The following is a 19,923-nucleotide window of genomic DNA, read 5'->3' on the forward strand; positions in this document are numbered from 1 at the left end:
CTTGATGCACGGACTGGTCTTGACGATGCTTCGGTCGCGGAGAACCGGGCATCCCAGATGCTACAGAGCGACCGTTAACGAACCGGAAACCATAACGGTCGCAAAACCCGTTGATCGCGTGTGGCGGAGCGCAGCAGCGCGGCCCGCGCCCCCTCTCGAACGGAGCTGAGCTTGGTTCGGTTCGAAAATGTCGGATTGCGTTACGGACTGGGGCCGGAGATTCTGCGCGACCTCAGTTTCGAGATTCCGGCGCATTCCTTCCAGTTTCTCACCGGCCCGTCCGGCGCCGGCAAGACCTCGCTGCTGCGTTTGCTGTTCCTGTCGCACCGGCCGACGCGCGGCCTCGTCAACCTGTTCGGCCACGACATCTCKCAGCTCGGCAAGGACGAGATCGCGGATTTGCGCAAGCGCATCGGAATCGTGCTCCAGGACTTCCGCCTGCTCGACCACATGACGACCTATGAGAACGTCGCCTTGCCGTTCCGCGTCATGGGCCGCAGCGAGTCGAGCTATCGCAAGGAGGTGATCGACCTGTTGCGCTGGGTCGGCCTCGGTGACCGCATGGACGCGCTGCCGCCGATCCTGTCCGGCGGCGAGAAGCAGCGCGCGGCGATCGCGCGCGCCGTGATCTCGCGGCCGCAACTCCTGCTCGCCGACGAGCCGACCGGCAGCGTCGATCCGACGCTCGGCCGCCGGCTGCTGAGGCTGTTCATCGAGCTCAACAAATCAGGCACCGCCGTCATCATCGCCACCCACGACATCGGCCTGATGGACCAGTACGAGGCGCGACGCTTCGTGCTGCACCAGGGGCGGCTGCACGTCTATGAGTAGGCCCGACGACCGCGGCGTGCTGGTAGATCTCGGACAGGAGCGTCCGCAGCTTCCGCCCAAGGCGCGCAACATGTCGCCGATCGTGCCGCGCGCCTCGATCCACGGCCGCGCGCTGGTTGCCGTCGTCGCCATCATGACCTTCCTCGCCTCGATGACCACGGGCACGGTGCTGCTCGTCAGTGCCTCCGCCGCGGAATGGCAGTCGGACGTTGCAAGCGAAATCACCATCCAGGTCCGCCCGCAGACCGGCCGCGATCTCGATCGCGACACGGCGGCAGTGACGGAGGCCATCCGCGCGCAGGCCGGCATCATCGAGGTCAAGCCGTTCACCAAGGACGAGAGCGGCAAGCTGCTCGAGCCCTGGCTCGGCACCGGCCTGTCGATGGACGATTTGCCGGTGCCGCGGATGATCATCGCGCGCGTGCAGCCCGGCACGCCGCTCGATCTCGGCGCCTTGCGCGCGCGCGTGACCCAGGCCGCCCCAAGCGCCAGCGTCGACGATCACCGCGCCTGGATCGAGCGGATGCGCTCGATGACCAACGCCACCGTGCTCGCCGGCATCGGTATCCTCGCCCTCGTCATCATCGCGACCATCATCTCGGTCTCGTTCGCGACCCGCGGCGCCATGGCGGCGAACCAACCGATCGTCGAGGTCCTGCATTTCGTCGGTGCCGGCGACCGTTACATCGCCAACCGCTTCCTGCGTCACTTCCTCAGGCTGGGCCTGGAGGGTGGCGTGATCGGCGGCGGCGCCGCCATGCTGGTGTTCGGCTTCTCCGAGTCGATCGCCGGCTGGTTTTCCGGGACCCCCGTCGGCGACCAGTTCGCAGCTCTGCTCGGCACCTTTTCGCTGCGGCCGTCGGGCTACATCGTGCTCGCGGTGCAGGCGGTGCTGATCGGCGCCATCACCGCGGTTGCTTCGCGCCAGACGCTGTTCGCGACGCTGAATGATGTCGATTGAGCCCGATAAACCGGACTCCACTTCGCCTCAAAACGTCCTAAAATCATCCGGGGAAGGGATCACCGACATCATATGACCTTGCCGACCGACGATCGATCGCCGAAATTGCCGCGCGGCTGGCTGCGCGCGGCATTGGTATCGACGATCGCGTTCGTCTTCGTCGGCGCGGCGGCGGGCTTCATCGCCTTCCTGGCGCAATTGCGCGGCGCCGAGATCGCGCCGGACCGCAAGGCGGACGGCATCGTGGTCCTGACCGGCGGCTCCTCGCGGGTGTCGGATGCGATGGAGCTCCTGGCGGCCGGCTACGGCAAGCGGCTCCTGATCTCCGGCGTGCACCCGACCTCGACGGCGAGCGACATTTCCCGGACGCTGCCGGAGAACCAGTCCTTCATGCATTGCTGTGTCGATCTCGACCGCACTGCGGTCTCGACCCGCGGCAACGCGGCGGAAGCGCGGCGCTGGGCCGAGGGGCGCGGCTTCAGATCGCTGATCGTCGTCACCTCGAACTATCACATGCCGCGCGCGCTGGTGGAGTTCTCGCATGCGATGCCCGAGACCACGCTGATCCCGTTCGCGGTGGTCGGCGAAAAATGGCGTGAGGAGCCGTGGTGGACCTCGGCCTCCACCTTGCGGCTGCTCTTGTCCGAATACGTCAAGTACATCGCCGCCGAGCTGAGGGTGCGGCTGGAGGATTTCGGGATTGACCTTTCCCCCGAGATGTCGGAGCAGCCTGCTGGCGTGGCGCCGAAGCGGCCCGCCACGGCACAGGCCAATTGATCGGACCATCGATGTTTTTGATTTTCCTGCGCTCGCTCCTGTTCAACGTGCTGTTCTACGCCGTGCTCGTATGCCTCGCGATCGTGGCGCTGCCGACCTTCGCATTGCCGCCGCGCGCCATGCTGACGATCGCGCAATGGTGGGCGAAGGCGACGCTGTTCCTGATGCGCGTGATCTGCAACATCAAGGTCGAATTCCGTGGGCTGGAGAAGATTCCGGCAGGGCCACTGGTGATCGCGGCGAAGCATCAGTCGTTCTGGGAGACGTTCGTGCTGCCGGGCTTCTTCAACCGTCCGATCTTCATCCTCAAGCGTCAGCTCATGCAGATCCCGGTCTTCGGCCAGTTCCTGGTCAAGACCGGAATGATCGCGATCGACCGCAAGGCCGGCGTGAAGGCGCTGCTGGACATGACGCGGCGGGCGCGCGACGCGGTGCGCGCAGGCGGGCAGCTCGTGATCTTTCCGGAAGGCACACGCCGGGCGCCCGGCGCCGCGCCCGATTACAAGACCGGCTTTGCGCAGATCTATTCGTCCTGCGGCGTGCGGTGCCTGCCGATCGCGCTCAATTCCGGCCTGTTCTGGCCGCGCCGCACCTTCATGCGCTATCCCGGCACGCTGGTGGTCGAGTTCCTCGATCCGCTGCCATCAGGCCTTCCGAAAGACGAGTTTCTCTCGCGCGTGCAAACCGCCATCGAAGACGCGACCGGCCGCCTCGTCGAAGCGGGCCGGAAAGAGCAGGAGCAGTTGATCGGCTCGTCGCCGAGCTACGCGCCGTCGCAGAGCTAGCGGTTCTCTCGATCTTCTGCGGGAGCCGGCGCGTGCAGCGAATGCGCATCACCGTGCAGCATGGTCGCGAGCTGATGCAATTGCGTGTCGCGAAAACCTTCGGCCTCGATCGCCTTCACCGTTGCCGTCACGTAGTCGCGGTTGGCGCCGGACTGGCCATGACCCTGGACGACATGGCGATGCTGGTCGGCGAGCGACAGCCGGCCGGCATACTGGACGTGGCCGCGATCGACGACATAGGCGAGCGCGGAGACGCGCTGTCGCGCATCGTTCTCAAGCCACACCGAGCGCATCACCTCGCGATAGACGGAGGTGACCTGCTCGCGCGCCCGCAGATAGGCGACGACGTCGGCGCGGTCCTTCTCGGCGACGCGAAAAGCAATGCCGCGGCAGGCGCCGCCGCGGTCGAGCCCGAGCACCAGGCCCGGCTGCTCCGGCGTGCCGCGATGCACGAAGGAATAGACGCACAGCGCGCGGTGCTCGCCGACCAGCCGCGCCGGGACGCGTTCCCTGAATTCGAAGCCCGGCCGCCACATGAGCGAGCCATAGCCGAACACCCAGAGGTCGCCCTTGGCTGTGGTGACGGAGGGGAGGGTGATTTCCGACATTTCGGGCACGGCTACCAGAACGACGCCCCCAAGCGAAGCGAATTCTCGGCCTTTCGGCGCGGCCGAACCCCGCTTACATTTGACAAAATCTGGGGTCAAAGGGTCGCCGCATGTCAGATATGACCGTTGCCACAGGCCGCCGCCCCCGTTGGGGCCTTTTCATCGCCCCCATTATCCTCCTGATCCTCGCCGTCGCGTGGAGCTGTTTCTGGTTCTATGCGGCCTCGCAGGCCGAAATCGCCGCAGACGCCTGGCGGGCGCAGGAGGCCAAGTCCGGCCGCATCTATGATTGCGCCAAGCGCTCGATCGCCGGCTTCCCGTTCCGCTTCGAGGTCCAGTGCTCCGGCGCCAGCGTCGCCCTGGTGTCGCAGAACGCCAGCAAGACGCCGTTCACGGCGAAGCTCGACAACATCCTGGTCGTCGCCCAGGTCTACGATCCCAAGCGCGTCATCGCCGAATTCTCCGCGCCGGCGACGCTCACCGACGGCGTCACGCAAAACACCTTCGTGGTGAATTGGAGCAAGGGCCGCAGCAGCGTGTTCGGCCTGCCGGCGGTGCCGGATCGCGCCTCCATCGTGTTCGACGATCCCGTCATCAATCGTCTCGACGGCAGCGTGCAGGTGCCGCTCGCGCGCGCCAAGCAGGTCGAGCTGCACGGTCGCCTCGCAGACGGGTCGCGGTCGGATCATCCTGTGATCGAGACCGTGCTGCACGTCGCGCAGGGCAGCATCCAGGGCGTTCATCCCTTGCTCGCCGAGCCGTTCGAGGCGGATACGCGTGCGAAGATCACGGGCCTCTCCGACCTCACCCCAAAGCCGTGGCCGCAACGCTTCCGCGAGATCCAGGCCGCCGGCGGTCACATCGAGATCGTGCAGTCGCGCGTCCAGCAGGGCGAGATGATCGCGGTTGCGRCCGGCACGCTCGGCCTCTCGGCCAATGGCCGACTCGACGGCGAATTGCAGATGACCGTGACCGGCCTCGAGCGCGTGATCCCGGCGCTCGGCATCGAGAAGATGCTGGAGGAGGGGGTGCCGCAGGCAACCCTCGACCGCGTTGCGCCGGGCGTGAAGTCGCAGGACCTCAACAATCTGTTCGGCGCCCTCGACCGCGCCGTTCCCGGCCTCGGCAAGGTCATCAAGCAGAACGCCAATGCCGGCGTTGCGGCCGGCATCAATTCGATCGGCACCGAGAGCACGCTTGAAGGCAAGAAGGCGAGGAGCTTCCCGCTGAAGTTCGTCGACGGTGCCGTGCTGCTCGGCCCGGTCAAGGTCGGGCAGATCCCGCCGCTGTATTGATCCCCGTCATTGCGAGCGAAGCGAAGCAATCCAGACTTTCTCTTCCTCTTCGGAAACAGTCTGGATTGCTTCGTCGCTACGCTCCTCGCAATGACGAAGGCGAGAGGGGTGCTACGGCTTCTTGCCGAGCTGCGCATGCGGCCGGCCGAAATCCGGCGCTGCCGAATCCTGGCCGATCTCGACGATGCCGCGGCGGATGGCGCGCGTGCGCGTGAAGTGGTCGAACAGCGCCTCGCCGTCGCCGCGCCGGATCGCGCGGGTGAGCTTGGCGAGATCCTCGGTGAAGGTGCCGAGCATCTCCAGCACGGCTTCCTTGTTGGCGAGGAAGACGTCGCGCCACATCGTCGGGTCGGACGCTGCGATGCGGGTGAAGTCGCGGAAGCCGCCGGCCGAGAACTTGATGACCTCGGACTCCGTCACCTGCGCCAGCTCGTCGGCGGTGCCGACGATGGTGTAGGCGATCAGATGCGGCAGGTGGCTGGTGATCGCGAGCACGAGATCATGATGATCCGGCGTCATGATCTCGACCTTGGCGCCCATCGCCGCCCAGAACGCGCGCAGACGATCGGTGGCCGCCGCATCGACGCCTTCCGGCGGCGTCAGGATGCACCAGCGGTTGATGAAGAGCTCGGCGAAACCGGAATCGGGACCCGAATGCTCGGTGCCGGCGACGGGATGCGCGGGCACGAAATGAATGGTCTTCGGCAGATGCGGCGCCATGTCCCTGACGATCGCGCCCTTGACCGAGCCGACGTCGGAGACGATCGCGCCCGGCTTGAGATGCGCAGCGATCTCCTGCGCCACCGGCCCGCAGGCGCCGACGGGAATGCAGAGGATGACGAGATCGGCATCCTTCACCGCTTCCGCATTGGTCGCCACGACCTGGTCGACGATGCCGAGCTCCAGCACCCGCGCGCGCGTCTTCTCCGAGCGCGCGGTGGTGACGATCTCGGAGGCCAAGCCCTGGAGCTTCGCAGCGCGCGCGATCGAGCCGCCGATCAGGCCGAAGCCGATCAGCGCAACGCGCTGGAAGTGCGGTGTGGTGCTCATTTGCCGGCCATGAAGTCGCGCAGGCCCTCGACGACGAGGCGGTTGGCCTCCTCGGTGCCGATGGTCATGCGCAGCGAATGCGGCAGGCGGTAGTTCTTCAGCGCGCGCAACACCAGCCCGCGCTTGGTAAGATACGCGTCGGCCTCGTCCGCGGTCTTGCCATTTTCCGGGAAGTGGATCAGCACGAAATTGGCGACGCCGGGCGTCACCTTCAGTCCGAGCTTGCCGATCTCCTCGGAGAGCCAGTTGCGCCAGGTCTCGGTGAACTGCTTCGACATCGCCTGGTGCGCAGTGTMCTCGATCGCTGCGACCGCGGCATACATCGCCGGTGTCGACACGTTGAAGGGACCGCGGATGCGGTTGACCGCGTCGATGATGTGCTCCGGACCGAACATCCAGCCGACGCGCAGCGCGGCGAGGCCGTGGATCTTGGAGAAGGTGTGCGTCACCACGGTGTTCTCGGTGGTGGCGACGAGCTCGATCCCCATCTCGTAGTCGTTGCGCGAGACGTAATCGGAATAGGCGGCATCGAGCACCAGCAGCACGTGCGACGGCAGGCCGGCGCGCAGCCGCTTGACCTCGTCGAACGGCACATAGGTGCCGGTCGGATTGTTGGGATTGGCGAGCCAGACCAGCTTTGTCTTCGGCGTCACCGCCTTGAGGATGGCGTCGACATTGCAGGTGAGGTTGGTCTCCTGCGCGACCACGTTCTTGGCGCCGACCGCCATGGTCGCGATCGGGTAGACCAGGAAGCCGTGCGTGGTCGAGATCGCCTCGTCGCCGTGGCTGAGATAGGTGTGGGCGAGCAGATTGAGGATCTCGTCCGAGCCGGCGCCGCAGATGATGCGGTTGGGGTCGAGCCCGAAAGAGCGCCCGATCGCTTCGCGCAGCACGCGCGAGGTTCCTTCCGGATAGTCTTCCAGATGCGCCGCCACGTTCCTGAACGCCTCGATCGCCTTGGGCGAGGGCCCGAACGGCGTCTCGTTGGCCGAGAGCTTGAACACCTTGCGGCCCGGCTCAGCCACCGGGCTCTTGCCGGGCGTGTAGGGCGCAATATCGAGAATGCCGGGATTCGGCACGGGGCGGGACATCTTCAACTCCGGAAGTAGCTTTAGGCGGTTCGCGATCTACGATTTCGACCCGGTCGAGGGCACCGTATAGCGCGTTGCGTGGCTGCCGACGAGGGCCGTGGAGCGCACCGAGGCCCCCGCTTCGATCAGGGCAGCCTTGATCTTGTCGATGCTGGTCGCGCTCGTGACCGAGACCAGCAGCGCTGCGCCGTCGAAGGCGGTATCGGGCACTGCCACGATCTCGGCGAGCGGCGACAGCGCCCGCGCGACCTCGGCGTTCCACCCGGACACGCGCACGCTGAAGGTCTCGACCTCCGTCACCACGGCGCTGTCGGCGACGCGGGAGATCGCGAACACCGGCAGCGCGGCCGGATGGTCGGCGCGCTCGACGAAGGGCATCCGCGCGATGATCTTCGGTGCGCCGTCCGCTTCCAGCTCCAGCCACCATGGCGTGCGGCTCGAGGTCGCCGAGACCAGCGCCAGATCGCCCTTGGACTTCGCCACCGCTTCGACCGCGGCCTGCGCGCTGAAATGCGCGACGTAAGGCACCGTGAAGCCGAAATGGAAGCGCACGGAATCGCGCATCGCCGGCTCGCTCACCGAGATGTCGGCATGCACGGAGAACGGCGCTTGGACGTAAGTGAACGTCGAGATGATGACGCGCCAGATGCTCTCGACCGTGTCGAGCGGCAGGATGCCGCGATGACGCTGGACGATGTCACGCATCATGGCGGCCTCGCGCGCCGGGCGGAACGCCGAGCCGACCTCCTGGGTCTGCTTTACCTGGATCAGGCGGTCGATGATGTCGCCGCGCTGCATCAGGAGACGATGCATGCCCTCGTCGATCGCGTCGATCTCCTTGCGCAATTCCTGGAGCGATGGTGGCGCGGGCGGACGGTGGGACATATCTGACTGGACTGTTGAGAGGCGTTCCAATGCGGATCGGCCAGGCAAGCTGGTAGGTTCGGATCCGCTGCGATCGATATCCTGATTAGGCAGTCGGGGCGGCGAAAGCAAAGAGAAATGACGTCCTTTTTGGGCTGATGTGACAGAGACGAATTTGGCTAATCCGGACCGCGACTTGACGAAAACCGCCCAAGACAGTAGGTTTTGCCTGTTCCGTGGTCATTTGAGCCGGCCGGCTTGCAGCCACGTTAAAAAACTCGCTAAACAGGCCGGGGACCCTTTCGATCCCGGCCGAACCTATCGTTCAGGCCGGGTTTTTCATGGCCTGATGTCACTGCGATCGAACGTCTGATCGCAAACGAGGGCGATGTCAGAGATGGGTGGCGTCAAGTCTGTGCCGAGTCCCGCGATCAGTGCCGACGACCGGTCGCATGAGGCGGATCATCCGAATTCGCAGGTCGCGCAGTTCGGCGCCGAGCAGCCGCTGCGGCTCGATTGCGGCATCGATCTCACCCCGTTCCAGATCGCCTACCAGACCTATGGCGAGCTCAACGCTGATCGCTCCAACGCGGTGCTGATCTGCCATGCGCTGACCGGCGATCAGCATGTCGCCAACGTGCATCCCGTCACCGGCAAGTCGGGTTGGTGGGAGACGCTGGTCGGTCCCGGCCGACCTCTTGATCCTCAGCACTACTTCATCATTTGCGCCAACGTGATCGGCGGCTGCATGGGCTCGACCGGGCCGGCCTCGATCAATCCCGCGACCGGCAAGGTGTGGGGCCTGGATTTCCCCGTCATCACCATTCCCGACATGGTGCGCGCGCAGGCGATGCTGATCGACCGGCTCGGCATCGACACGTTGTTCGCGGTGGTCGGCGGCTCGATGGGCGGCATGCAGGTGCTGCAATGGACCGCGGCCTATCCCAAGCGCGTGTACTCCGCGCTGGCGATTGCCTGTTCGACACGGCACTCGGCGCAGAACATCGCCTTCCACGAGCTCGGCCGCCAGGCCGTGATGGCCGATCCCGACTGGCACAACGGCCGCTACACGGATCAGGGCATCCATCCGCATCGCGGACTTGCGGTGGCACGGATGGCCGCGCACATCACTTATCTCTCCGACGCCGCGCTGCATCGCAAGTTCGGCCGCCGCATGCAGGACCGCGAGCTGCCGACGTTCTCGTTCGACGCCGACTTCCAGGTCGAGAGCTATCTGCGCTACCAGGGCTCGTCCTTCGTCGAGCGGTTCGACGCCAACTCCTATCTCTATCTGACCCGTGCGATGGACTATTTCGACATCGCCGGCGACCATGGCGGCGTGCTGGCGAAGGCGTTCGCGGGCATCGAGACGCGCTTCTGCGTGGTCTCCTTCACCAGCGACTGGCTGTTCCCGACCGCGGAATCGCGCGCACTGGTGCATGCGCTGAACGCGTCGAGCGCGCGGGTGTCGTTCGCCGAGATCGAGACCGATCGCGGCCATGACGCCTTCCTGCTCGACGTGCCAGAATTCTTCGATATCGCCCGTGCTTTCCTGCAATCGGCAGGGAAGGCGCGCGGGCTCACCGGCAGGATTGACTGACAAGGACGGCTAGCGATGTCTGTGCAGGAAGTGCTGCCGCTGGGCGGCGTTGCGACGGAGCAGTCAGGCCAGTTTCGCGCCGATCATCTGCTGGTCGCCGAGATGGTCAAGCCCGGCTCGAAAGTGCTCGACGTCGGCTGCGGCGAGGGCGATTTGCTCCAGCTTCTGGAGACCCGCGGCATCGACGGGCGCGGCATCGAGCTGTCGCGCGAGGGCGTCAATCGCTGCGTCGCCAAGGGCCTCGCGGTGGTGCAGGGCGATGCCGACACCGATCTCGTCAATTATCCCGACGACGCCTTCGATTACGTCATCCTGTCGCAGACGCTGCAGGCGACGCGGCAGCCGCGGGTCGTGCTGGAGAATCTGCTGCGCATCGGCCGCCGCGCCATCGTGTCGTTCCCGAATTTCGGCTTCTGGAAGATGCGGCTCCAGCTCCTGGTCGGCGGCCACATGCCGCGCACCGAGAATCTGCCGGCGACCTGGTACGACACCGCCAACATCCATTTCTGCACCATCAAGGATTTCGTCGAGCTCTGCGACGCGATCGACGTCAAGATGGAGCGCGCCGAGGCGCTGGATCTCTACGGCCGTCCATTGCGGCTGCGGTTGCCGTGGTGGGTGTGGAACATGTTCGGCGAGCAGGGTGTGTTCTTGCTCACGCGCGGGCAGGGGAAGTAGCTGCCGTCATTCCGGGCCTGCGCCTGTCGGCGCATCCCGGAATGACAGCGGCTGGCAGTCTAATGCGCCGCCAGCGACCGCGGATCGCGCACCGGCCAGCGCCCGGCTTCCACCAGCGTCACGAACCGCTCCACGCTCTCGTTGAACAGCGCGGGCTCTTCGAGATTGAGCACGTGGCCGGATTTCGGAAACATCGCGAGGCCCGCCGCGGGCAGGTGCTTCTTCAGGAACAGGCTTGCTCCGACGCAGGGATYGTCTTCGTCGCCGCAGATGATCAGCGCCGGTGTCGCTACGCCTCTGATCGCGTCGGTCATCGCAAAGATCGATGGCCTGCCGCCCTGGAAGCCGCGCATCGTGTTCGCGGAGCCCTTGGCATCGTGGCGCGCCAGTGCGGCGTAGAAATCGGCATGGCCGCGCGGATCCTTGACCAGGAAGGGAATCCGGCTCGGCGCCTCGCGCGTGACCTTTGCGACCTCGGCGGAGCCGAGCGTCTCGAACTGCTCGGCGTTGGCGCGGCACTGCTTGCGCCAGTTGTCGAGATTCTCGATCTCCGATCCTGAGCCCACGCCGGCCAGCGTCATCGACAGCGCGCGCTGCGGCGCGTTCAACCCGATCTGGAGTGACGAATAGGCGCCCATCGACAGGCCGACGAGATGCGCGCGCTCGATCTTGAGATGATCGAGTACCGCGAGCGCGTCGGTGTAGAAATGCTTGTAGGTGTAGACCTCGCCATCAGGCACGTCCGACGGCGTGTAGCCGCGCGCGGAATAGGTGATGCAGCGATGGCTGCGCGAGAAGTAGCGCATCTGCGGCTCCCAATTGGTGTAGTCGGCCGCGAACTCATGCAGAAAAATAATCGGCGTTCCCTGACCCGCTTCTTCGAAATAGATGCGGACGTCGTCTCTGGTGGTGGCGTGGGGCATTAACTGTTTCCCTCTCTTCAAGCCGCCTTTGGAGAATTGCAGTTAACGTTGTTGTCCGCAATGCGGCAGCCTCAAGCCAGCACCGGCACAAAATCATCGCAGCTATTCGCGGGCGTGGCGTCTTTTTCTCGCCACATCCGGCGGCTTAACGGCCAGACGGATGCCGGCCATCGCACGGGCCGATTGGGGAAGTGGGGTGTCAAGAAGGATGAAGTATGTTGGAGTTGTTTGCGTCTCGCCTGTCGCGTTGTGTTGTCGCGCTGGCGATTTTCTTCGCGGCGGTTGCCGCGTTCGTTTCTCCGGCCTCAGCGCGGCCGCATCATCGTCATAGCGCAGAGCGGCACGCTTACGTGCATCACGCCAGACATCATCATTACCGTCATTATCGCCACCATGCCCGCAGCTCGCGCTTCGAGCGCGGCGCGGCGCAGTTGCAGGCGAGCGGCTTCGCCGACACCCAGGCGAGCTACAATCCGAACGCCAATGTCGGCGGCATGGCCAACAACGGAATGACCAATCCTGGAATGGCCAATAGCGGTGGCGGCTTCGGCGGCGGATCCGGCCTCGTGTCCGAGGCGCGTCGCTATATCGGCGGCAATCCGACCGGGCGCGGCAGCCTGTGGTGCGCGCGCTTCATGAACATGGTGCTGCAGCACACCGGCCATCAGGGCACCGGCTCCGACATGGCGAGCTCGTTCGCGCGCTACGGCACGCGTGTCTCCGGTCCGCAGGTCGGCGCCATCGCGGTCATGTCGCGCGGTCGCCGGGGCGGCCATGTCGGCATCATCACCGGCGTGGACGCGCAGGGCAATCCGATCATGATTTCCGGCAACAACGGCAATCGTGTTCGCGAGGCGCCGGTCTCGCGCGGCCGGATCTATGCGTATGTGATGCCGAACTGACGACGGAGCCGTAGGGTGGGCAAAGGCGCGCAAGCGTCGTGCCCACCGGCGGTGCAACGGAGTTAGATGGACCGGAGTGGTGGGCACGCTTTCGCTTTGCCCACACTACGGCAGCGGCGGACGGCTCACACCAGCTTCGGCGCTTCCACCGCGATCGCGTCACCGACGCCGATCTCGCCATCGGCGATGACCTCGGCATAGATGCCGCAATCCATGTGGCCGAGATTGCGCGACAGCGTCGGCGGTATCTCGAGATCGCGCTGCGCGGTCTTGGGATCGACGTTGACCGCCGGGCAGCGGACGATGCGCTTGACCACCTTGAGCCGGGCCTCGCCGATCGCCAGCGTCTCGCCGACGAGCTCGAGCTCGGACCAGGCCGGCCAGCCCTTCACGTAGAGATTGGCGCGGAAGCGCAGCGGATTGACTGCGGCGCCGCCGAGCATGGTCTCGATCGCCCGGACACTGCCGAGGTTGATGATCGACACGACCTTGCGGGCGACGTCGGAAAAGCTGTGGTCGCGGCCGGACAGAACTTTTGGCGGGCCCTTCAGCTCCGGCTGAAAATTCTCCGTGAAATAATCCTCGATGGCGGCGCGCCCGGCAGTGGTCTCGAGGTTCCCGCTGGCGACGATCTGGCCGTCCTTGCGGATGGTCAGGCGGTTGGTCGCGTCCTCGAACCGGCTGTCGAGGGACGCCAGCCGCTCATTGCGTGCCAACATCAGGAACTGGATTTTCGGCTTCCAGGCCGGCGCCTCCGGATCGAAGCCGCTCGGTCCGTTCTCGATGGCGTAGCGGCGGTCGGCGGGCAGGGTCTGGCCGGTCCGCAGGGGGACCCGGGGCAGGGATTCCGGCGTCAGGCCTTTGATCGGGTAACGGTAAAGGCCGGTGATTTCGGCGGTCTGGCTGGCTGTCATGTCGCTACTTAAGGGATTCGACCTGCTGGCGCCAAGCAGGCGGACCCGTGCACGAAATTGTGAACGCGCCTCTTCCGATCCGAGGCCAAGCTTCCCACATCTGGGTCAGGCCGGCGCCAGCGCCGGCTGATAACGACCGCTGCCGGTTGAGGAACGTCAACGCGTCCAGCGGAAACCCAATGAAGATGCCGTTTGGAGTGCCTTAGAGGGCTCCAGGGGCAGGCCGAGGGAAAGAAAAGACATGAACATCGACAAGTACACCGAACGCTCCAGGGGCTTCGTTCAGTCCGCGCAATCGCTTGCGGTACGCGAGGGGCATCAGCAGTTTTCGACCCTGCACGTCCTGAAGGTTCTGCTGGACGACAATGAGGGCCTCGCTGCCGGGCTGATCGACCGCGCCGGCGGCAATTCCCGCGCCATCCTGAAGGCGACCGAGGACGCCCTCAACAAGGTGCCGAAGGTCTCCGGCGGCGGCGCCGGCCAGATCTATCTGGCGCCCGAGCTCGCCCGCACTTTCGACGCCGCCGAAAAGGCCGGCGAGAAGGCCGGCGACAGCTTTGTCACCGTCGAGCGGCTGCTGCTCGGCCTTACGCTGGAAAAGACCAGCGAGGCCGGCACGATCCTGGCCAAGGGCGGCGTCACCCCGCAAAATCTCAATGCTGCGATCGAGGCGCTGCGCAAGGGCCGCACGGCGGACTCCGCGACCGCCGAGAACGCCTATGACGCGCTGAAGAAATATGCCCGCGACCTGACCCAGGCTGCGCGCGACGGCAAGCTCGACCCGGTCATCGGCCGCGACGAGGAGATCCGCCGCACCATCCAGGTGCTGTCGCGCCGGACCAAGAACAATCCCGTGCTGATCGGTGAGCCCGGCGTCGGCAAGACCGCCATCGCCGAGGGCCTCGCGCTGCGCATCGTCAACGGCGACGTGCCCGAGACCCTCCAGGACAAGAAGCTGCTCTCGCTCGATCTCGGCGCGCTGATTGCGGGTGCGAAGTACCGCGGCGAGTTCGAGGAGCGGCTGAAGGCCGTGCTCCAGGAAGTCACCGCGAGCGAGGGCAATTTCATCCTGTTCATCGACGAGATGCATACGCTGATCGGCGCCGGCAAGGGTGACGGCGCGATGGACGCATCCAACCTGCTCAAGCCCGCGCTCGCGCGCGGCGAGCTGCACTGCATCGGCGCCACCACGCTCGACGAGTACCGCAAGCACGTCGAAAAGGATGCGGCGCTGGCGCGGCGCTTCCAGCCGATCTTCGTCAGCGAGCCCTCCGTCGAGGACACCATCTCGATCCTCCGCGGGTTGAAAGATAAGTACGAGCAGCACCATGGCGTGCGGATCACCGATTCCGCGCTCGTGGCGGCGACGACGCTGTCCAACCGCTACATCACCGACCGCTTCCTGCCGGACAAGGCGATCGACCTCATGGACGAGGCGGCCGCGCGGCTGAAGATGCAGGTCGATTCCAAGCCGGAAGAGCTGGATTCGCTCGACCGCGAGATCATCCGGCTCAAGATCGAGCAGGAAGCTCTCAAGAAGGAGAGCGATCTCGGCTCCAAGACCCGTCTCGAGGGGCTTCAGAAGGAGCTCATCGAACTCGAAGAGAAATCCGCGGCCCTGACGTCGCGCTGGAGCGCGGAGAAGAACAAGCTCTCCAACGCCCAGAAGCTGAAGTCAGAGCTGGACGCGCTGCGTGTCGATCTCGCCGACGCACAGCGACGCGGCGAATTCCAGAAGGCCGGCGAGCTGGCCTATGGCCGGATCCCGCAGCTCGAGAAGCAGCTCGCGGACATCGAGGCGCGTGAGGGCTCCGGCGATATGATGGAGGAGGCGGTCACCGCCAACCACATCGCGCAGGTGGTGTCGCGCTGGACCGGCGTGCCCGTCGACAAGATGCTGGAGGGCGAGAAGGAGAAGCTCCTGAAGATGGAGGAGCAGCTCGGCAAGCGCGTCGTCGGCCAGGCCGAGGCCGTGCGTGCGGTCGCGACCGCCGTGCGCCGCTCGCGTGCGGGCCTGCAGGACCCGAACCGGCCGACCGGCTCGTTCATGTTCCTGGGGCCGACCGGCGTCGGCAAGACCGAGCTGACCAAGGCGCTGGCGGAGTACCTGTTCAACGACGAGACCGCGATGGTCCGCCTCGACATGTCCGAGTACATGGAGAAGCACTCGGTCTCGCGGCTGATCGGTGCGCCTCCCGGCTATGTCGGCTATGACGAGGGCGGCGCGCTCACCGAAGCGGTGCGGCGCCGGCCCTATCAGGTGGTGCTGTTCGACGAGATCGAGAAGGCRCATCCTGACGTCTTCAACGTCCTGTTGCAGGTGCTCGACGACGGCCGCCTGACCGATGGCCAGGGTCGCACCGTCGATTTCCGCAACACGCTGATCATCATGACCTCGAACCTCGGTTCGGAGTATTTGGTGAATCAACCGGAGGGCGAAGACACCTCAGCGGTGCGTGAACAGGTGATGGGAATGGTGCGTGGGCATTTCCGGCCCGAGTTCCTGAACCGTGTCGACGAGATCATCCTGTTCCACCGCCTGCAGAGGAGCGAGATGGGCCGGATCGTCGAGATCCAGTTCGCCCGGCTGCAAAAGCTCCTGACCGATCGCAAGATCGTGCTGACGCTCGATGCCGCCGGCCGCGACTGGCTCGCTGCCAAAGGCTGGGATCCCGCCTACGGCGCAAGGCCGCTGAAGCGGGTGGTCCAGCGCTACGTGCAGGATCCGCTCGCCGAAATGATTCTGGCTGGCGATATCAGGGACGGCGACACGGTCGCGATCTCCGCCGCAGGCAACGTGCTGACCTTCAACGGCAACGCGCCGCAGACCGCGGAGATCGCCCAGTTCGAGGCGCCGGTGTCGAAGCGGAAATTGAACTGATCGTCGCGCTCACTGCAAAACGAAAAATCGCCCCGGAGAGGCCAACTCTCCGGGGCGAATTGCTTTGACGAGGTTCGCTCTAGTTGACCGCGGATGTTGAGCCGGGTTCGGCTGTACCTTGCTCGTCGCTGTCCTCATCGAGCTCCGACAGGATGTCGACAAGCTCGCGCACGCGTCCGTGCGCCAGCGGGCGCAAATCATTGATCATCGGCTCGTCATTGGCGAGCCAGGCCTGGGCTTCGGCGAGTTCCTCGACCGTCGCGCCGGTTCCGATGATCTGGGCGATGGTGACTTCGTCGGCTCGATCCACGGTCTTGACGACATCGTCGCGTGAGAGGCGCCGCATGGGGATCCTCCTGTTGGTCGGCTTCCGTCAGCATTTAACCGGGAAACGCGTGTGCCGGTTCCACCGGGCTGGTTTCCTCCGCGCTACTTCCTGGTGACCTTGTAGATCGCGTTCTCGATATCGGAGGAGAAGTAGATGACGCCGGAGGCGCCGATGGCGACGCCAGTCGGGATGTTGCTGGGCAAGGCCCCCGGGTGCGCCCATCAGCCCGATCGGAAGATTGGCAGCGATCTCGGTGACCTTGCCGCTGTCCGGCGCGATCTCGATTAGTCGCCTGGCGCCCACTTCCGCCACGATCAGCCTGCCGTCGCTCCCGCGCGCGATGCCTTGATGCCGCTTTGGCAAACGAAACTTGACGTTGTAACGCCGTGAAACGACGTCGCATCCAGATCATGTTTTCCAGAGATGTCCGGTCGATTTCGGCCGGTTAGGGATCAGCGGTTGGTGACCTGCAACGGGCCGCCGGTTGCGTCCGAAATGCGGGCGATGGCGCCGTTGCGGCCGCTCATCATGGCGTCGAGCCGGTCGCGTTCCTTCTCGAAGCCCGCGAGCACCGTGCCTTCCAGCGAACGGCCGCGCGGCAGTTTCACGCGCAGCGGATCGACGAAGCGGCCGTTGACCAGGATTTCGTAGTGGACGTGAGGGCCGGTCGACTGGCCGGTCGAACCGACGAAGCCGATCACCTGACCCTGCCGCACCTTCTTGCCGATCTCCATGCCCTTGGCGAAGGCCGACATGTGGCCGTAGGCGGTCTCGTAGCCGTTGGAGTGCTTGATGCGGATATATTTGCCGTAGCCGCCTTCGGGGCCGACCTTCTCGAGCACGCCGTTGCCGGAAGCGAAGATCGGCGTGCCGTAGGAGGTGGCCCAGTCAACGCCGGTGTGCATCTTCACATAGCCCAGGATCGGATGGCGGCGGCCGCCGAAGCCGGAGCGCATGATCGCGTTGTTGACGGGCTTCCTGACCAGGAATTTTTTCGCGCTCTTGCCGGTCTCGTCATAGTAGTCGACGACGCCGTCGTCGGGGCTCTGGTAGCGGTAGTATTTCTTGGTCTCGCCGCCGACCGTGAGGGAGGCGAACAGCACGTCGTTCTTTTCGTTCGACGTCGTGCCCTCTTCTTCGCCGGCGTAGAACACGTCGAATGAATCGCCCGGCGCGACCTTGCGCTGGAAATCGACGTCGTAGGAGTAGATCTTGATCATGTCCTCGATGACCGGCATCGGGACTTTGTTGCGCATCGCGGTCTCGTAGATGCTCTGGTAGAGCCGCACGCCGGTGCCGTCATCGTCGTCATCGTCGTCGCTGTTGGCGCTGGCCGCGGCATCGGCGACGGTGTTCATGCTGGAGACGTCGACCGCGACGTATTTGCCGAGATCGGACAGCGCCGCGATCGCCTCGACCATGGTGTCGTTTGCAACCACGACGCGATAGGGTTGGAGGCGGGCGCCGGGGCTTGCGGGCGCCATCAGGATGCGGAGCTTTTCGCCTTCCTTCAGGCCGCCGTCGCGGCCGCGCGGACCGAGCGTCGCGGTGATCGCCTTGATCTCCTCGGCCGTCGCGCCGAGATCGCGCAGGACGGAGCCGACGCTGTCGCCCTTCTTGACCACGTGGACGCGTTCGCCGTTGGGATTGCCGCCGGTGATCTGCTCCTTGGTCTTCGGCAGCAGCGTGACGTTTTCCGGCACCACGCGCGTCTCGAAGCCGGCATAGGGATCGGACGCCGACGCTTCGGTGGCGTAGGCCATCTTCATGTCGGAGGGGCCGGTCGCGCCGGAGACGTCGGCGGTGGCATTGGCGAGCGAGGCGTAGCGCACCCCGCCATTGCCGCGCCAGTTGGCGGCGTCGCGCACCCGCATCAGGATGTCGTCGAGCGCCACCACGGCGGAAATCTTGGCCTTCGGCAGCACCGGCGACAGGTCCTTGGTGACGAAGGAGACTTCGGCATCGGGCTCGACGGCTTCGGGATTGTTCGGATCTTCCGCCGCGGTCTTCGGATCGGAGCCGACATCGGTGAGCAGGCGCTGGGCGTTGAACGGCGGGATTTTCGCCGACAGATCGCTCGTCGTCATCGACAGATTGCCGGCGATCCGGACGAACGGGCGCACTCGCATCACGTCGCGGTTGCCGACGCGGGCGACGGTGGAGACGCGCACGATGTTGCGCGAGGCCGTGGATTCGTTCGGCGGCGGCAGGCGGTCGCTCTTGTGCAGCGTGGCGGCGCGATCGGCCGCGCCGAATGCGCCGCGCAGCGCGCCTTCGACGCGCTCAGGCACCTTGGCGAAGGTCATCTCACCGTCGAGAGAAGCGAAAACGGCGCCGCCGATCAGGGCTGCGCCGCAGAGTCCGGTCAGAATTGTCCCGCTGAACCATTGCACGGAAACGCGGCGGCGATCGATGACGGCGGCCTCGGAACCATCGACGGACAGCGGCGGCTCGTGGCCGAGATCGATGATCCCGGTCTCACGCCCGTAAGCGCCGCGCGACGTCCTGTGGTTCAAACCAAGTCCCCCAATCAACGACCCAAGATGCCTGCTTTCGAACCCTTCCTGGCCGCCCTCTTGAAGGGGGATCGCCGGAAAAGGCAAGCCGCACAGGCGCCCGCGCTCAGAAGGCCCTCGATGGGGCCGGCCGAAATTACGAACAGCTGGACGGGTAAAGGTCTCTCGATGTCTCTCGAATGTCGAAGGAAGGCCGCGTCATCTGCAAGATGCCTTCCTCTGACCCCATGAAAATCGCCGGCAGCCCCCACTGGCATCCCGCGATTCAAGCTTGTCTGTACCAGAACGCCGCGGGATTGTGGCTCTAGTACGGCGCCTAATATGGAAAAAGTTTCCTGAACGGCCGGGCGCAAGAAGCCCGTCTGGCCGGGTCCGGGGGACTAGGTTTGGCCTGGGGTGGAGCTCGGTCCAGCCTTGGATGGGGCTCGTCTGCCATGGACGAGGGCTCGGTCCGGCCTGGATGGGCCTCCGCCTGTCCGGCCCCGGGGGCGTCTGGAAGGACGCAGGGGGAGGGTGCCTGGAGAGGCGTCCAAAGCCCCCTCCGGAGCCGGCCGGCGGGCAAACTTTTTTCGAGATTTTTTGCGGTGCAGCTTTGATCCGGCCATTGGCGGCCCTTCTAATTGACTGGAATCGCGGGATTTTTTTTCGATGATCCACCGTGCGACGATTTGTTGACAATGGGCGTTGACAATCCCGGGCGGGGGGGCCTATAACCCGACCACTGAGCGCGGCGCCGCCGGGTCACTGACCGAGGCGAGCGAACGCGCCACTGATGCTCCTCACCTTGTTGAGTGACACAACAGTCGACGTAAGTCGATTGGAGTTCATTCATCGTCGGTAAGGGTGTCGGAACCCTTCCACTCTGGAAGGTTGGGGCCTCGTGGTCCCGGGCTGTTTGACAAGTGAAGATGAAGAAAGA

General features: G+C 65.3%; 17 protein-coding genes, 1 pseudogene and 1 riboswitch. Of the genes and pseudogenes, 9 read left to right on the plus strand and 9 right to left on the minus strand.

What is annotated here, in order from left to right; all coding sequences use genetic code 11:
• The first annotated feature begins 171 nt into the window (after nucleotides 1-171).
• From ftsE to AB4Z51_RS24890, 4 genes are all read left to right on the plus strand, one after another.
• The gene (ftsE, locus tag AB4Z51_RS24875) at nucleotides 172-831 is read left to right on the plus strand and encodes a cell division ATP-binding protein FtsE (protein ID WP_014491659.1); all 660 of its coding nucleotides are present in this window, start codon (nucleotides 172-174) and stop codon (nucleotides 829-831) included.
• Complete coding sequence (locus AB4Z51_RS24880; protein ID WP_063985782.1) at nucleotides 824-1,792, plus strand: cell division protein FtsX; 969 nt, start codon at nucleotides 824-826, stop codon at nucleotides 1,790-1,792. The genes ftsE and AB4Z51_RS24880 overlap by 8 nt, the downstream gene beginning before the upstream one ends.
• Nucleotides 1,793-1,864: 72 nt before the next feature.
• A complete protein-coding gene (locus tag AB4Z51_RS24885; protein ID WP_085401939.1) occupies nucleotides 1,865-2,569 on the plus strand; it encodes a YdcF family protein in 705 nt (234 codons plus the stop codon).
• An 11-nt stretch (nucleotides 2,570-2,580) separates the two neighbouring features.
• Nucleotides 2,581-3,354, plus strand: a complete 774-nt coding sequence (locus AB4Z51_RS24890; protein ID WP_085401940.1) for a lysophospholipid acyltransferase family protein — start codon at nucleotides 2,581-2,583, stop codon at nucleotides 3,352-3,354.
• Here the strand turns inward: AB4Z51_RS24890 and AB4Z51_RS24895 are convergent.
• On the minus strand, nucleotides 3,351-3,962 hold the full coding sequence (locus tag AB4Z51_RS24895) for a gamma-glutamylcyclotransferase (protein WP_028147288.1): 612 nt from the start codon (nucleotides 3,960-3,962) through the stop codon (nucleotides 3,351-3,353). The genes AB4Z51_RS24890 and AB4Z51_RS24895 overlap by 4 nt on opposite strands.
• Before the next feature lie 110 nt (nucleotides 3,963-4,072).
• Here AB4Z51_RS24895 and AB4Z51_RS24900 point away from each other — a divergent pair, with 110 nt between their 5' ends.
• On the plus strand, nucleotides 4,073-5,257 hold the full coding sequence (locus tag AB4Z51_RS24900) for a DUF2125 domain-containing protein (protein WP_441498193.1): 1,185 nt from the start codon (nucleotides 4,073-4,075) through the stop codon (nucleotides 5,255-5,257).
• 111 nt (nucleotides 5,258-5,368) lie between these two features.
• Here the strand turns inward: AB4Z51_RS24900 and AB4Z51_RS24905 are convergent, their stop codons facing one another.
• The 3 genes from AB4Z51_RS24905 to AB4Z51_RS24915 are packed head-to-tail and all read right to left on the minus strand — an operon-like array spanning nucleotide 5,369 to nucleotide 8,283.
• Nucleotides 5,369-6,307 carry a prephenate/arogenate dehydrogenase family protein gene (locus AB4Z51_RS24905; protein WP_014491665.1) on the minus strand — a complete coding sequence of 313 codons (939 nt, stop codon included), beginning with the start codon at nucleotides 6,305-6,307 and terminating at the stop codon, nucleotides 5,369-5,371.
• Nucleotides 6,304-7,398 (minus strand): pyridoxal phosphate-dependent aminotransferase, encoded by a 1,095-nt coding sequence (locus AB4Z51_RS24910; RefSeq protein ID WP_441498194.1) that lies wholly within the window; start codon nucleotides 7,396-7,398, stop codon nucleotides 6,304-6,306. Before AB4Z51_RS24910 ends, AB4Z51_RS24905 begins: the two co-directional genes overlap by 4 nt.
• Before the next feature lie 36 nt (nucleotides 7,399-7,434).
• Complete coding sequence (locus tag AB4Z51_RS24915; protein WP_085401942.1) at nucleotides 7,435-8,283, minus strand: chorismate mutase; 849 nt, start codon at nucleotides 8,281-8,283, stop codon at nucleotides 7,435-7,437.
• 205 nt (nucleotides 8,284-8,488) lie between these two features.
• A riboswitch (SAM riboswitch) is annotated at nucleotides 8,489-8,568 on the plus strand.
• Nucleotides 8,569-8,659: 91 nt separating this feature from the next.
• Between AB4Z51_RS24915 and metX the strand changes: the two genes are divergently transcribed.
• Together metX and metW are read left to right on the plus strand one after the other, a co-directional pair.
• On the plus strand, nucleotides 8,660-9,862 hold the full coding sequence (gene metX / locus AB4Z51_RS24920; protein ID WP_085401943.1) for a homoserine O-acetyltransferase MetX: 1,203 nt from the start codon (nucleotides 8,660-8,662) through the stop codon (nucleotides 9,860-9,862).
• A gap of 15 nt (nucleotides 9,863-9,877) precedes the next feature.
• Nucleotides 9,878-10,540 (plus strand): methionine biosynthesis protein MetW, encoded by a 663-nt coding sequence (gene metW / locus AB4Z51_RS24925; protein ID WP_014491669.1) that lies wholly within the window; start codon nucleotides 9,878-9,880, stop codon nucleotides 10,538-10,540.
• A 59-nt stretch (nucleotides 10,541-10,599) separates the two neighbouring features.
• On the opposite strand, the gene AB4Z51_RS24930 is transcribed toward metW, so the two are convergent.
• On the minus strand, nucleotides 10,600-11,463 hold the full coding sequence (locus tag AB4Z51_RS24930) for an alpha/beta fold hydrolase (RefSeq protein WP_441498195.1): 864 nt from the start codon (nucleotides 11,461-11,463) through the stop codon (nucleotides 10,600-10,602).
• A gap of 215 nt (nucleotides 11,464-11,678) precedes the next feature.
• Between AB4Z51_RS24930 and AB4Z51_RS24935 the strand changes: the two genes are divergently transcribed.
• The gene (locus AB4Z51_RS24935) at nucleotides 11,679-12,365 is read left to right on the plus strand and encodes an NlpC/P60 family protein (protein WP_063985774.1); all 687 of its coding nucleotides are present in this window, start codon (nucleotides 11,679-11,681) and stop codon (nucleotides 12,363-12,365) included.
• 125 nt (nucleotides 12,366-12,490) lie between these two features.
• On the opposite strand, the gene AB4Z51_RS24940 is transcribed toward AB4Z51_RS24935, so the two are convergent.
• The gene (locus AB4Z51_RS24940; RefSeq protein WP_085401945.1) at nucleotides 12,491-13,279 is read right to left on the minus strand and encodes an MOSC domain-containing protein; all 789 of its coding nucleotides are present in this window, start codon (nucleotides 13,277-13,279) and stop codon (nucleotides 12,491-12,493) included.
• Between the two features lie 241 nt (nucleotides 13,280-13,520).
• Between AB4Z51_RS24940 and clpB the strand changes: the two genes are divergently transcribed.
• Nucleotides 13,521-16,160, plus strand: coding sequence for an ATP-dependent chaperone ClpB (gene clpB, locus AB4Z51_RS24945; RefSeq protein WP_441498196.1), 2,640 nt, complete (start codon nucleotides 13,521-13,523; stop codon nucleotides 16,158-16,160).
• A 79-nt stretch (nucleotides 16,161-16,239) separates the two neighbouring features.
• On the opposite strand, the gene AB4Z51_RS24950 is transcribed toward clpB, so the two are convergent.
• The 3 genes and pseudogenes from AB4Z51_RS24950 to AB4Z51_RS24960 all read right to left on the minus strand — a co-directional run bounded on the left by AB4Z51_RS24950 (nucleotide 16,240) and on the right by AB4Z51_RS24960 (nucleotide 19,004).
• Nucleotides 16,240-16,506, minus strand: coding sequence for a hypothetical protein (locus AB4Z51_RS24950; RefSeq protein ID WP_441498197.1), 267 nt, complete (start codon nucleotides 16,504-16,506; stop codon nucleotides 16,240-16,242).
• Between the two features lie 83 nt (nucleotides 16,507-16,589).
• Nucleotides 16,590-16,845: pseudogene (locus AB4Z51_RS24955) on the minus strand (hypothetical protein); the annotation flags it as partial.
• A gap of 95 nt (nucleotides 16,846-16,940) precedes the next feature.
• Entirely contained in the window at nucleotides 16,941-19,004 is a 2,064-nt protein-coding gene (locus tag AB4Z51_RS24960) for a M23 family metallopeptidase (RefSeq protein ID WP_085401948.1), read from the minus strand.
• Nucleotides 19,005-19,923: the final 919 nt, after the last annotated feature.

This window comes from Bradyrhizobium sp. 2TAF36 (assembly GCF_052114925.1).
Classification (GTDB): Bacteria; Pseudomonadota; Alphaproteobacteria; order Rhizobiales; family Xanthobacteraceae; genus Bradyrhizobium; species Bradyrhizobium barranii.

Coding starts and splice junctions, on each gene's coding strand:
- metW (WP_014491669.1), top strand. CDS start 9,878: ATGTCTGTGCAGGAAGTGCTGCCGCTGGGCGGCGTTGCGACGGAGCAG.
- AB4Z51_RS24890 (WP_085401940.1), top strand. CDS start 2,581: ATGTTTTTGATTTTCCTGCGCTCGCTCCTGTTCAACGTGCTGTTCTAC.
- AB4Z51_RS24940 (WP_085401945.1), bottom strand. CDS start 13,279: ATGACAGCCAGCCAGACCGCCGAAATCACCGGCCTTTACCGTTACCCG.
- AB4Z51_RS24895 (WP_028147288.1), bottom strand. CDS start 3,962: ATGTCGGAAATCACCCTCCCCTCCGTCACCACAGCCAAGGGCGACCTC.
- AB4Z51_RS24885 (WP_085401939.1), top strand. CDS start 1,865: ATGACCTTGCCGACCGACGATCGATCGCCGAAATTGCCGCGCGGCTGG.
- AB4Z51_RS24880 (WP_063985782.1), top strand. CDS start 824: ATGAGTAGGCCCGACGACCGCGGCGTGCTGGTAGATCTCGGACAGGAG.
- AB4Z51_RS24950 (WP_441498197.1), bottom strand. CDS start 16,506: ATGCGGCGCCTCTCACGCGACGATGTCGTCAAGACCGTGGATCGAGCC.
- AB4Z51_RS24915 (WP_085401942.1), bottom strand. CDS start 8,283: ATGTCCCACCGTCCGCCCGCGCCACCATCGCTCCAGGAATTGCGCAAG.
- metX (WP_085401943.1), top strand. CDS start 8,660: ATGGGTGGCGTCAAGTCTGTGCCGAGTCCCGCGATCAGTGCCGACGAC.
- AB4Z51_RS24905 (WP_014491665.1), bottom strand. CDS start 6,307: ATGAGCACCACACCGCACTTCCAGCGCGTTGCGCTGATCGGCTTCGGC.
- AB4Z51_RS24935 (WP_063985774.1), top strand. CDS start 11,679: ATGTTGGAGTTGTTTGCGTCTCGCCTGTCGCGTTGTGTTGTCGCGCTG.